At 75.9% G+C, this 12,417-nt stretch carries 10 protein-coding genes; 4 read left to right on the forward strand and 6 right to left on the reverse strand.

All coding sequences use genetic code 11. The features are described from left to right. Positions 1 to 52 precede the first annotated feature (52 nt). On the forward strand, positions 53 to 283 hold the full coding sequence (locus tag HH311_RS02935; protein ID WP_169182046.1) for a hypothetical protein: 231 nt from the start codon (positions 53 to 55) through the stop codon (positions 281 to 283). A gap of 27 nt (positions 284 to 310) precedes the next feature. On the opposite strand, the gene HH311_RS02940 is transcribed toward HH311_RS02935, so the two are convergent. After that, a complete protein-coding gene (locus tag HH311_RS02940; protein WP_169182047.1) occupies positions 311 to 1,021 on the reverse strand; it encodes an AraC family transcriptional regulator in 711 nt (236 codons plus the stop codon). 149 nt (positions 1,022 to 1,170) lie between these two features. Between HH311_RS02940 and HH311_RS02945 the strand changes: the two genes are divergently transcribed. Further along, positions 1,171 to 4,524 (forward strand): bifunctional proline dehydrogenase/L-glutamate gamma-semialdehyde dehydrogenase, encoded by a 3,354-nt coding sequence (locus HH311_RS02945; RefSeq protein WP_169182048.1) that lies wholly within the window; start codon positions 1,171 to 1,173, stop codon positions 4,522 to 4,524. Positions 4,525 to 4,558: 34 nt separating this feature from the next. Beyond that, the gene (locus tag HH311_RS02950) at positions 4,559 to 4,810 is read left to right on the forward strand and encodes a mycoredoxin (protein ID WP_282439454.1); all 252 of its coding nucleotides are present in this window, start codon (positions 4,559 to 4,561) and stop codon (positions 4,808 to 4,810) included. Positions 4,811 to 4,949: 139 nt separating this feature from the next. Here the strand turns inward: HH311_RS02950 and HH311_RS02955 are convergent, their stop codons facing one another. Continuing rightward, positions 4,950 to 6,458: a DHA2 family efflux MFS transporter permease subunit gene (locus tag HH311_RS02955; protein WP_169182050.1), complete on the reverse strand. Its 1,509-nt coding sequence runs from the start codon at positions 6,456 to 6,458 to the stop codon at positions 4,950 to 4,952. A 130-nt stretch (positions 6,459 to 6,588) separates the two neighbouring features. Between HH311_RS02955 and HH311_RS02960 the strand changes: the two genes are divergently transcribed. Beyond that, positions 6,589 to 7,554, forward strand: a complete 966-nt coding sequence (locus tag HH311_RS02960) for an AsnC family transcriptional regulator (RefSeq protein WP_312029903.1) — start codon at positions 6,589 to 6,591, stop codon at positions 7,552 to 7,554. 97 nt (positions 7,555 to 7,651) lie between these two features. Here the strand turns inward: HH311_RS02960 and nudC are convergent, their stop codons facing one another. Genes nudC through HH311_RS02980 form a run of 4 tightly spaced genes read right to left on the reverse strand, consistent with a single transcriptional unit; the run spans position 7,652 to position 12,254 of the window. Then, positions 7,652 to 8,677, reverse strand: a complete 1,026-nt coding sequence (gene nudC / locus HH311_RS02965; RefSeq protein WP_169182625.1) for an NAD(+) diphosphatase — start codon at positions 8,675 to 8,677, stop codon at positions 7,652 to 7,654. Between the two features lie 47 nt (positions 8,678 to 8,724). After that, complete coding sequence (locus tag HH311_RS02970; protein WP_169182052.1) at positions 8,725 to 10,176, reverse strand: pitrilysin family protein; 1,452 nt, start codon at positions 10,174 to 10,176, stop codon at positions 8,725 to 8,727. Further along, positions 10,173 to 11,492: a pitrilysin family protein gene (locus HH311_RS02975; protein WP_169182626.1), complete on the reverse strand. Its 1,320-nt coding sequence runs from the start codon at positions 11,490 to 11,492 to the stop codon at positions 10,173 to 10,175. Before HH311_RS02975 ends, HH311_RS02970 begins: the two co-directional genes overlap by 4 nt. A gap of 33 nt (positions 11,493 to 11,525) precedes the next feature. Further along, a complete protein-coding gene (locus HH311_RS02980; protein WP_169182053.1) occupies positions 11,526 to 12,254 on the reverse strand; it encodes a hypothetical protein in 729 nt (242 codons plus the stop codon). Between the last annotated feature and the right edge of the window lie 163 nt (positions 12,255 to 12,417).

Genomic DNA, 12,417 nt, shown 5'->3' on the forward strand with positions numbered 1-12,417 from the left:
TCGGGTTCGGCCTGGTCGGGGCGAGCGGCCGGCGAAGCTGACGGTCATCGGCGTGACCTCCGACGAGTCCGGCGCCTCGCTCGTCCTCGACATCGACGCCCGCTCGGAGCAGGGCCGGCAGCGGTGGCGGCTCACACTGGACCGAGCACTGGCCGACCTGACGGACGAGCAGGCCTCGCTCGAGTCGGCAGCCCTGATCGTCAGGGCGAACGTCGAGGAGTGGTGGCACCTCAAGGACGTCGAGCCCCACACAGGACGGATGGCCGTCCTCGTCGAGGGCTGAGCCGGGCCTCGCTCCGCGGGAGAGGCCTCACAGCGACCGTGCACGCCGGCGGAACTGGCCCGGCGTCTCCCCGGCGAGCCGGGTGAACTGCCGGGTGAAGGCGGGCTGGTCGTAGAACCCGCAGGCCAGCGCGATCTCGACCAGGGGCCGGTCGGTGTCGGTGAGCAGTGTGCGGGCCCGGTCGATGCGGGCGCGCAGCACGAACTGGGCGGGGGCGAGCCCGAACACCGCCCGCATGCGCCGTTCGAGCGCGGACGGCGACAGCCCGGCCGTCGTCGCCATCTCCTCCACCCGCGGCGGGTCGTCGAGGCGGGACTCCACGAGGTCCACCACCCGCGAGAGCGCGGGCATCGCGGGATCGGCGGCGTCGGCCGAGCGGAGGTCCTCGGAGACGCTGACGACGCCGGTGACCGCCCCGTCCGCATCCCAGACCGGGATCTTCGTCGTGAGGTACCAGCCGGGGCTGCCGCCCTCGCGGCGGATCAGCTCCAGCTCGTGGCGCAGCGGCCGGCCGTCGGCGAGCACGCGGGCGTCCTGCTCCTCGTAGCGCTCGGCCAGCGCCGCCACGAAGAGCTCGCCGGCGCGGCGGCCGATCACCCCCGCGCGGGTGCGCTGGTTCGTGCGCCGGACGAAGGCGTCGTTGACCTCGACGTAGCGCCCGTCGGCGTCCTTCGCGCAGAACATGACCCCGGTGAGCTCGGCGAAGAGCGCGACCAGGGCCGGGGCGGGCACGTCCATCGCACACCTCCGGCCATCGCGAGGGGAGGATCGGGTCGCTCTACCCGCACGAGGGTTCCCCTCGCGCGGGAGGCCGGTTGGCGCCACCCCCCGCGCAGGGAGCGGGAACGGTACAAGACGGGCACGCCCGACCGGCGCACGATGGACCCATGAGCGAGCAGGTGATCGCGCCCACCGCCGAGATCGACGAACCGATGGTGGAGCGGGCGGTCGGCCGCGCGGCCCGGTGGAGCGAGGCCAGCGTCTCGGGCGGCCACGACACCGCCACCCGCCGCCTCGCGTCCCTGGTCCACGACCCCGACGGCGTCGAGTTCGCCCTGCGCTTCGTCGACCGGGTGGCCCGGCCCGACGACGACCGCGTCGCGGCCCGCGAGCTCGCCCGCCTGGCCGGGCGGGGTGCGACGCTGCCGGGGTTCGCGAACCTCGTCGACCGGACGATGCTGCGGGCCGGCGCGGTCCTCGCCCCGCAGGCCCCGCGGCTCGTCGTGCCGCTCGCCCGCCGGCGCCTGCGGGCCCTCGTCGGGCACCTCGTCGTCGACGCCTCCGGCCGCACCCTGCGCCGTCACCTCGCCGCCGCGCGCGCCCAGGGGCGGCGGCTGAACCTCAACCTGCTCGGCGAGGCGGTGCTCGGCGAGGCCGAGGCCGACCGCCGCCTGGAGCGCACCCTCGCGCTGATCCGCCGGCCCGACGTCGACTACGTGTCGGTCAAGGCCTCGGCCGTCGCGAGCCAGCTCGTGCCGTGGGACCTCGAGGGCAGCCGCGACCGGCTCGTCGAACGCCTGACGCCGCTGGTCGAGGCCGCCCGCGACGAGGGCGTCTTCGTCAACCTCGACATGGAGGAGTACAAGGACCTCGACCTCACGCTGGCCCTGTTCACGACGCTGCTCTCCCGGCCCGGGCTCGAGGGGTACTCGGCGGGCATCGTCCTGCAGGCCTACCTGCCGGACTCGGTGGCGGCGCTCGAGCAGGTCGCGGCGTTCGCCCGACGACGGGTCGCGGCCGGTGGTGCGCCGGTGAAGGTCCGGCTGGTCAAGGGCGCGAACCTCGCGATGGAGCGGGTCGACGCGGCGCTGCACGACTGGCCGCAGGCGCCCTACGCCACCAAGGCCGAGGTGGACGCCAACTACGTCCGGCTGCTCGACCACGCGCTGCGTCCGGAGCTCGCCGACGCGCTGCGGGTCGGCGTCGCGAGCCACCACCTCCACCACGTGGCGCTCGCCGTGGAGCTGGCAGCCGCCCGCGGGGTGGAGCGCCAGATGGACGTCGAGATGCTCCAGGGCATGGCCCCGGCGCAGGCCGACGCGGTGGCGGCGGACCTGCCGTCGGACGAGAGCCTCGTGCTCTACACCCCGGTGGTGCACCGCGAGGACTTCGACGCCGCGGTGAGCTACCTCGTCCGCCGGCTCGAGGAGAACGCCGGGCAGGAGAACTACCTGTACGCGATGTTCTCGGCGGCCGGCCCGTCGTCGTACGTGGACCGGTTCCGCGCCTCGGTGCGCGACCGCGACACCGTCGCCGACTCGCCGCGCCGGACGCAGGACCGGTCGGCCGAGATGGAAGCAATGGCGCATTCCTTGCACCTGACGCCAGGACGGCGCCGTTCGCCCGCCGACGAGGGTGGCTTCCACAACGAGCCCGACACCGACCCCTCGCTGCCCGCGAATCGGGACTGGGCGCGGCGCGCCGTCGCGGCCACCCCCGCCGTCGAGCGGGAGCCCGAGCTGACCGACCCGGCCGCCGTCGACGTCGTCCTCGACCGGGCCGCCGCGTCCACCTGGGGCACCACCGCCCCGGAGGAGCGCGCCCGGCTGCTCCGCGAGGCCGCGCGCGCCCTGGCCGTGGCGCGCACCGAGCTGCTCACCGTGATGGTCGGTGAGGCGGGCAAGACCGTCGCCGAGGCCGACCCGGAGATCTCGGAGGTGATCGACTTCGCCGCCTACTACGCCGACCGCGCCGCCGAACTGGCCCCGACCAGGTTCTCCCCGGCCCGGGTCGTCGTCGTGACCCCGCCGTGGAACTTCCCCGTGGCGATCCCCCTCGGCGGCTGCCTCGCCGCGCTCGCCGCCGGGGCAGCCGTCGTCATCAAGCCGGCACCGCAGGTCCGGGCGTGCGCCGAGGTCGGCGTCGCGGCGCTGCACCGCGCCGGCATCCCCGCCGACGCCCTGCAGCTGGTCCACACCGACGAGGGCGCGGCCGGGCAGCGGCTGATCACGCACCCGGCGGTGGAGCGGGTGGTGCTCACCGGGGCGAGCGCGACGGCGGCGCTGTTCCGGTCGTGGCGCCCGGACCTGCCGCTGATCGCCGAGACCTCCGGCAAGAACGCCCTGGTCGTCACCCCGGCCGCCGATCCCGACCTCGCCGTCGCCGACCTCGTCCGCTCCGCGTTCGGGCACGCCGGGCAGAAGTGCTCGGCGGCGTCGCTGGCGATCCTCGTCGGGCCCGCGGGCGACCCGCGCTCGGCGATCGGGCGGCGGCTGCGGCGCCAGCTCGTCGACGCGGTCACGACGCTGCGCGTGGGCGACGGCCGCGATCTCGGCACGACGATGGGCCCGCTGGTGGGCGAGCTGACCCCGCAGCTCGAGCGGGCGCTGACCACGCTCGACGACGGCGAGTCCTGGCTGGTCGAGCCCCGCCACCTCGGGGGCGCGCAGTGGACGCCCGGGGTGCGCGACGGTGTGGCGCCCGGGTCGTGGTTCCACCGCACCGAGTGCTTCGGGCCGGTGCTCGGGCTGATGACGGCGGCGACGCTGGACGAGGCGATCGCCTGGCAGAACGACACCGGCTTCGGCCTGACCGGCGGCCTGCACTCGCTCGACGCCGACGAGATCGAGTACTGGGGCGAGCGGGTCGAGGTGGGGAACGCCTACGTCAACCGGCACATCACCGGGGCGATCGTGCAGCGGCAGTCGTTCGGCGGGTGGAAGGGCTCGGTGGTGGGGCCGGGCGCGAAGCCGGGCGGGCCGAACTACGTGGCGCAGTTCGGGACGTGGCGGGATCCTTCCGAGCTGCCCGCCGCGCCGGTCACCGGCCCGGCCGCGGACCTGCTGGCCGCGATAGCGCCCTCGGTGGCCGCCGACGACCTGGCGTGGCTGCGTGCGGCGGCCGGCAGCGACGCGGCGGCGTGGCGCGACGAGTTCGGCGTCGAGCACGACCCGACCGGCATCGCCGCCGAGGCCAACGTCTTCCGCTACCGGCCGCTGCCGTCGCTGCGGCTCGTGGTCGGGGTCGGCGCCGCGCCGCGGGACGTGCTGCGGGTCCGGCTGGCGGGCGCGTGCGCCGGCGTGGCGGTGGTGGAGGTGGGTGACGACGTCGAGCCGGTGCCGGGTGAGCGGTTGCGCGCGGTGGGCGAGGTCCCGACGACGCTGCGGCGCGCGGCCGCCGAGGTGGGGGCGTCGCTGGTGGACACCCCGGTGCTCGCCGACGGGCGCCGGGAGATGCTGTCGGTGCTGCGTGAGCAGGCGGTCAGTGTGACCCGTCACCGGTTCGGCCACGTGGAAGCGTGAGGCGGGTCGGCGCGTTGTTCCACACATGGCGCAGATGACGATGTACACGACCAGCTGGTGCGGGTTCTGCCGGCGGCTGAAGAGCCAGCTGGACCGCGAGGGCATCGGCTACGACGAGGTCGACATCGAGCGCACCCCGGACGCCGCCGAGACCGTCATGCGGGTCAACGGCGGCAACCGCACGGTGCCGACCGTCGTCTACCCCGACGGGTCAGCCGCGACCAACCCGAGCTTCGCCGAGGTGAAGAGCGCGCTCGCGAAGGCCGAGGCCGCGTCCGGCATCTGAGGTACCGGTTCCGAGCGAGGGCACATTCGCTCGGATAGAGCGGCCAGGGGCGCCCACCGCCGGAACGGCCGGGCCGCCGTCGTACTGGCCGAAGGGCCCCCTCGCTCGAGTAGATCGAGCGAGGGGGCCCTTCGCTCGTTCAGGAGGTCGGCGCCTCCGCAGCCGGAGCCGGCTCCGGAGCCGCCACCACCGCCGGACGGGCCCGGACCCAGACCGCCACGACCACCGCCGCCACCAGCGCGGCCACCCCGGCGACCGTGAACACCCGGTCCAGCCCGGCCGCGAACGCCTGGTGCACCAGCGCCGTCGTCGCGTCCCCGGCCCCGACCACCTCGGCGGCCCGGCCGCCGGCCAGCGCGTTCGCCGTCGCCGTCGGGTCGGACGTCCCGGCCGCCGCGAGCACCGTCGTGACCCGCCCCGCGAAGATCGTCCCCAGCACCGCGAGCCCGACTGCGAGACCGAGCTGGCGGAACGTGTTCACCGCGGCGCTGCCCACGCCGGCACGGGCCGGCGGGAGCACCGCGAGGGTCGCCGAGACGAGGACCGGGGTCGCGAGCCCGACGCCGAGCCCCGCGACGACCAGCCCCGTGACCAGCACCCACGGCCCCGACGTCGGCGCCACCAGCGTCATCAGCAGCACCCCGACGCCGATCAGCGCCAGACCGCCGGCGATCGGGCGCGCGGGGGATCCGCCGTGCAGGAACCGCCCCGCCGACACCGAGACGACGAAGGACGCCAGGCTCAACGGCAGCGCGACCAGGCCCGCCCGGATCGGGGAGAGCCCGAGCACCGACTGGAGCCAGATCGAGACCAGGGCGAGGTGCGCGAAGGCGGCGGCCTGCAGGACGGCGGCCGCGGCCAGGAGCGCGGCGAACGACCGGTTCGCGAACAGCGCGAGGTCGAGCATCGGCGCCGCGGCCCGTCGCTCCACGACCACGAAGGCGACGAGGGCGACCGCCGCGAGCACCAGGGCGACCACGGTCGCCGTCGCACCCCACCCGTCCTCGCCCACGGAGACCAGGCCGTAGACCAGCGCCGCCGAGGCGACGGTGAAGGTCGCGGCGCCCGCCACGTCGACGCGGGCTCCGCCTCCCGCCCCGGACCCACTCACGACGACGAGGGTGAGCACGACGGCGAGCACCGCGACCGGCAGGTTGACCAGGAAGATCGCCCGCCAGCCCCAGGCCTCGGTGAGCAGGCCGCCGAGCAGCGGGCCGCACGCGGCGGCGAGTCCGTTGACCGCGCCCCAGACGCCGAACGCCGTGCCGCGCTGCCGGCCGTGGTAGGTGGTCGCGATGAGGGCCGCCGTCGTCGCGAACATCGCGGCGCCGCCGACCCCCTGCACGACCCTGGCCGCGACGAGCGCACCGACGGACGGGGCCAGGCCGCAGGCCAGCGACGCCACCGCGAACACCCCGAGGCCGACGAGGTACAGGCGACGGCGGCCGAACCGGTCGGCGAGCGTGCCCGTGACCATCAGCAGGGCCGCGAGGGCGAGCGCGTAGCCGTCGATCACCCACTGCAGGCCGCCGAACGACGTACCCAGGGACGCGGCGATCGGCGGCAGGGCGACGTTCACGATCGTGACGTCGACGAGCAGCATGAAGGTGCCCAGGCAGACGGCCACCAGGGGCCACCACACACGCATCGGTCCTCCTCCGGACGGATCCTCTCGACGACGGGTGCCGCCGGTGCCACCATCGTCGACACCCGGTGGGTCGATGGACGCGTCACCACCGCCACCTCGGCGGGTATCGACATCGAGGAGGCTCGCGACGGTGGAATTCGACGACCTCGACAGTGCCCTCCTGCACGCGCTCCAGGTCGACGGGCGGGCGCCGTTCCGGCGGATCGCCGAGGTCCTCGGGGTGTCCGACCAGACGGTCGCCCGCCGCTACGCGCGGCTGCGCTCGGCGCAGGCGCTGCGGGTGATCGGCGTCAGCGACCCCGCGGTCGTCGGGGACGACCAGTGGATGGTCCGCGCCCGGTGCGCCCCGGACGCCGCGCCCGAGATCGCGGACGCGCTGGCCCGGCGCCCGGACACGTCGTGGATCAGCCTGAGCTCGGGCGGGACCGAGGTCACCTGCTCGCTGCGGGCCCGCGACACGGCCGCGGCCGGGGAGATGCTGCTCGCCAAGCTCCCCCGCACCCCGCGGGTGCTCGACGTGAGCGCGCACCAGGTGCTGCACGTCTTCTACGGCGGCGCGCACGAGCCGTACAGCAAGGTCGGACCGCTCGACGACGAGCAGGTGGCGCGGCTGAGCGAGCACGTGCCGGCCGCGGGGCCGCCGCCGCGGCTCGACGACGTCGACCGGCGGATCCTCCGGCTGCTGCGCGCGGACGGGCGGACCCCGGTGGAGGACCTCGCGCGCGAGGGCGGGACCTCGCCGTCGACGGTGCGGCGGCGGCTGCACGACCTGCGCGCCGGCGGGCTGCTCTACCTCGACGTCGACGTGGCACCCGAGTCCCACGCGCTGCCGATGCGCACGATGCTCTACCTGTCCGTGCTGCCGGCCGACCTCGACGCGGCCGGGCGGGCCCTCGCGCACCACACCGAGGTCCCGTTCGCGGCGGCGACGACGGGGCGGACGAACGTGTACGCGTCGGTGGCGAGCCCCGACGCGCCGTCGCTCTACCGGTACCTGACGACGAAGGTGGCGGCGCTGCCCGGCGTGCAGGGCGTCGAGACGGCCCCGGTCATCCGCACGGTCAAGGCCGCGGGGACGGTCTACCCGTCGCGGTGAGGTCCGGTGTCGGTGTGGCTTTCCGGACGGTGAGTGTCAGCGGTGTCGCATCGCAGACGTTCACCGTCCGAAAAGCCACACCGTCGCGGCCCGCCGATCAGCCCGCCGCCGCCCACGCCTCGAGCATCGCCCGCGCGATCGACACCCCGCCGGGCAGGATGAGGTCGCGGTCCTCCCCCGCCTCGAAGGCGGTCCCCCCGACCCCGCGCGCCCCCGAGAGCCGCGTCAGCGGGCTCTCGCCCTCGCGGGTCATCCAGTCGCCGGCGGCCAGCGCCTCGCGCAGCTCGTCCCGCGTCACCCAGCGGGCGTTCTCGATCTCGCCCTGCTGGAGCTTCATCGGCGCGTCCGGGTCGGCCACCGCCGAGAACCCGATCATCAGCGAGCGCGGGAAGGGCCAGGGCTGCGACCCGAGGTAGGTGATCGTCGAGACGGCGACCCCGACCTCCTCGGCGCACTCCCGCGCCACGCACGCCTCCAGCGACTCGCCGGCCTCCACGAACCCGGCCAGCACCGAGTACCGGCCCTCGGGCCAGATCGGCTGGCGGGCCAGCAGCACCCGGTCGGCGCCGTCGTGGACGAGGCAGATCATCGACGGGTCGGTGCGGGGGTACTCCTCGTGGTCGTGGGCCTCGCAGAGCTGCGCCCACCCGGCTTTGATCGCGCGCATCGGGGAGCCGTCGTGGCCGCAGAACCGGGAGCGCTCGTGCCAGGACAGCAGCGCCACGGCCGTCGTCAGGAGCCCGGCCGAGCGGGAGTCGAGGTCGCCGCCGGAGATCCGCAGGTCGCGCCAGAGCTCCAGCGCCGAGAAGCCGGACCCGGCATCGTTGGACTCGTCCGGATCCGGCACCCGCACACCCCAGTAGGTGGTGCCGTCCTCCTCGCCGAGCAGCACCGCGCCCTCGGGGACGGTGTCCCCGAAGTCGCGGGCCGGGGCGGTGACCAGGCGCAGCGACCCGTCGTCGGTCTCCTCCACCGGGGTGCGCCCGCGCGGGTCCACCCGGACCACCCGCGACAGGGGCCACGTCGACGCGACGTGCTCGGGGTCGTCGCGCACCTGCTCGCGCCGGTCCACCGTCGACCGGGACAGGCGGGGCAGGGTGTCCAGGTGGAACGCGCCCCTCAGGTCCGGACCCGAGGTCGCCGAAGTGCCCGAGGTCGCCGAAGTGGTCGTCACGCCTTCGATGATCCCCCGGGAACGCGGATCCCACCGAGCGCGGTGAGCGACGCCGCCGTCGTGGCCGCGTCGGCGACGACGACGCCGGTGAACCGGGCGGGCGCCAGGAACTCGGCGGCCGCGGCGGCCGCCTCCTCCGCGGTGACCGCCTCGAGACGCTGCGGGTGCTCGCGCACCCACGCCGAGGACAGCCCCACCCCGGCGAGCCCGGCCAGCGTCGAGGCCAGCCCGGCCTGGGTGGTCATCGAGATCAGCAGCGAGCCGATCGCGTACCGGCGGGCGGACTCCAGCTCGGTCGCCGAGGGCGGCACGACGGCGGCCCGCCCCAGCTCGTAGCGCATCTCCAGCAGGGCCGCGGCGGTGACCTCGGAGGCGCAGTCGGTCTCGACGAGCAGCGCGGCGCCGTACGGGTCGAACTCCAGCGAGGACGACGCGTGGTAGGTGTAGCCCTTGTCCTCGCGGAGGTTCTCGACCAGCCGCGAGGAGAAGTAGCCGCCGAACGCCAGGTTGGCCAGCTGCAGTGCGGGATAGCGCCGGTCCGTGCGCGGGATCGCGGCCGCGGAGAGCCGCAGCTGCGACTGCACGGCGCCCGGCCGGTCGACCAGCAGCAGCTCCGAGCCGTGCAGCTCGGGCAGCGGCGGCAGCACGGCCGCCTCGCCGGGGGAGTCCCACGCCGCGAGCGCCGCCTGCACCGCGGCGACGGCGGCCTCGGGGTCGAGGTCGCCGACGAGCACGAGCACCGACCCCGAGGGCACCACCATGCGGCGGTGCAGGGCGAGGAGCTCCTCGGTGCCGACGCCGAGGACCTCGTCGACCTCGGGCATCTCCCGGGTGACGGGGTGGTCGCCGTAGCGGTGACGCTGCAGGGCCCGGCGGGCGATCACCGACGGCTGCGCGGCCGCGACCTGGATGCGCTCGGCGAGCCGCTCCCGCTCGCGCTCGACCTCGTCCGCGGGGTACGTGGCGGAGGTCAGGACGTCGGCGACGACGTCGAGCAGCGTCGGGAGCCCCTCGGCGAGGGCGTGCCCGGCGGCGGCGAGCCGCTCGGGGTCGACCGAGAAGCCGAGCTCGCCGCCGACGCCGGCGAGGTCGTCGTCGAGGGAGACCCGGCTGCGCCGCGACGTCCCGGACAGCGCCGTGGAGGCGAGGACCTCGGCGACGGCGGTGTGCCGCGGGTCGGAGTCGGAGAACGGGATCCGCAGCCGGACCTCGACCATCGGCACGGCCGGGCGGCGGACCGCGATCACCCGCAGCCCGGAGGACAGGACGGTGTCGACCTCCTCGGGCGCCGGGACCTCCGGCTGGGGGCGCAGCGGGGGCAGCTCGCGGGGACCGGTGGGGGTCCGCCCGATCTCGGCGGCGGAGCGGCGGGTGGCGGTGGTGGGGGGAGACGCCCCATCCGAGGGAGCGCTCCGGTCGGGGAGCTGGACCGTGGATTCGGCGCTCATGCGTTCGCTCCCGGGGTGAGGACGAGCAGGGCGCGGGCGTCGGGGCGCAGCGCGGCCGCCGCCGCGGCGACGGTCTCGGGGGTGACGGCGGCGATGGCGGCCGGGAGCTCGTCGGACAGCTCGGCGCGCCCGTGGACCAGCTCGGCCGACCCGAGGGCGAGCATCCGGTTCATCAGCCGGTCGTGCTCGCGGTAGAGCGCCGCGGACCAGCGCGCGGTCACCCGCCGGAGCTCCTCCGGGTCCGGGCCGCCGGCGGCGAGGCCGGCGAGCTCGGCGTCCACGGCGTCGACGATGCGGCGGGGCTCGACCCCGTCGGGGTGGACCGCGGTGATCGTGAACGTGTCGGGGTCGCGGGCGTCGAGCGGGGCGCCCATGAGCCCGGGCGAGGCGGAGAGGTCGGTGACCAGCCCGTCGCCGTAGACCAGCCGCTGGGTCAGCCGGGCGGCCTCGCCGTCGGTGAGCAGGCTCGCGAGCACCGCGTGGGCGAGGTAGCCCGGCAGGTCGGTCCCCGGGTCGGGCATCCGGTAGCCCAGCGCGAGCGCCGGCAGCGGGGCGTGCGCGTCGACGACCGACTCGGTGCGCTCGCCGTCGGGACCCGGCTCGCCGAACGACGGCCGAACGGGCACCGGCCGCGCCGGGATGTCGCCGAAGTGTCGCTCCACCAGCGCCGCCGCGTCCTCGACGTCGAAGTCGCCGACCACGGTGAGCACCGCGTTGCCCGGCGCGTAGTAGGCGTCGAAGAACGCCGCGGCGTCGTCGAGGGAGGACCGCTCGAGGTCGGTGAAGTCGCCGTAGCCGTTGTGGGCGTTCGCGAAGGTCGAGTAGAGCACCGGCGGGAGCAGGATCCAGGGGAACCCGCCGTAGGGCCGGTTGAGGACGTTGAGCCGGATCTCCTCCTTGACCACGTCGATCTGGTTGGCGAGGTTCTCCGGCGTCAGCTTCGGGGCCCGCAGCCGGTCGGCCTCGAGGAAGAGCCCCCGCTCCAGCGCCGCGGCCGGGAGGATCTCGAAGTAGTCGGTGTAGTCCTGGTGGGTCGAGCCGTTGAACACCCCGCCCGAGCCCTGCACGTGCCGGAAGTGCGCGAGCTTCTCCAGGCTCTCCGAGCCCTGGAACATCAGGTGCTCGAAGAGGTGGGCGAACCCGGTGCGTCCCTCGGGCTCGCTGCGGAACCCGACGTCGACGTGGACCGCGACCCCGACGACGGGGTTGGCGGTGTCCGGCGCGAGCAGCACCCGCAGGCCGTTGTCGAGCGTGAGGCGGTGGCGCTCCGCCCCTCGCGCGGGGGAGCTGGGTGGTGCCGGGGCGGCACCGGGGATCGGGGGGCGGGCGGCCGTACTCACGCCCCGACCCTAACGGCGACGGCGAGCAGTGGCTGGGCGCCGGGCGGAGGCGCCCGCGGCCGATCGCGTGGTCCGCACCCGCGTGGGGCGCACGGCGTGGGGACCGTGGGTGCGCCGCGGCCCCGCCGGCCGGCGGCGCTGGGTCGGGACGCGGCCGGTGCCGGCCCGGGGGGCCGGCCGCCGCGTGTTCCCGCGGGCGACGACGAGCAGGGAGCCGGCGCCCAGCGCCGCGGCCACGGCGAGCGCGAGCTCGAGACGCGCGACCAGGGGCGAGACGCCCTGCCCGGCGACGTCGGTGGTCGCCGTCGGGGTCCGGGCGCCGCTGCCGGCGACCGTGACGGGCCCGGAGAAGTGCCCGTCGGCGGGGACCACGACCGGCACCGGGGTGCCCGGGGGACGACCGCAGCCGTCGAGCACGGCCGGGTGGGCGGTGCCGCCGAGGTTCATGACCACCTGGTCGTGCGGCTCGGCCGACACGCACGAGGCGGTGGCGGTGACGACCGCGGTCACCGTGACCATCGGGACCGGGGCCGGGGCCGGGGCGGCGGGCGCCATCCCGATGGTGCGGGCGAGCACGGGCACCTGGGGGACCACCACGACGACGACGGCCATGGCGCCCAGCGCGAGCGCGACGAGCACCCCGAGCGTGCGCCCCGCGGGGCGGCGCGCCGGTCTCGCGGCGCGGTCGGCGAGCACCGGGACGCGACCGTGCGAGGCGAGGGCACCGGGGAGTGACACGGACGTGATTCTGCCGACGCCGCGCCGGACCCGATCGAGGGATCCCCGCCTCGCTACCCACGATGACCGACTGCTACACCTACGGGTTTCCGCGGCGCCGACCGGCGACCCGCACGGCCCTGCTGCCGCCGAACGGGACGCCGGGTCCGCGACGGCGAGTGCG

Source organism: Actinomycetospora sp. TBRC 11914 (assembly GCF_012933465.1).
Classification (GTDB): Bacteria; Actinomycetota; Actinomycetes; order Mycobacteriales; family Pseudonocardiaceae; genus Actinomycetospora.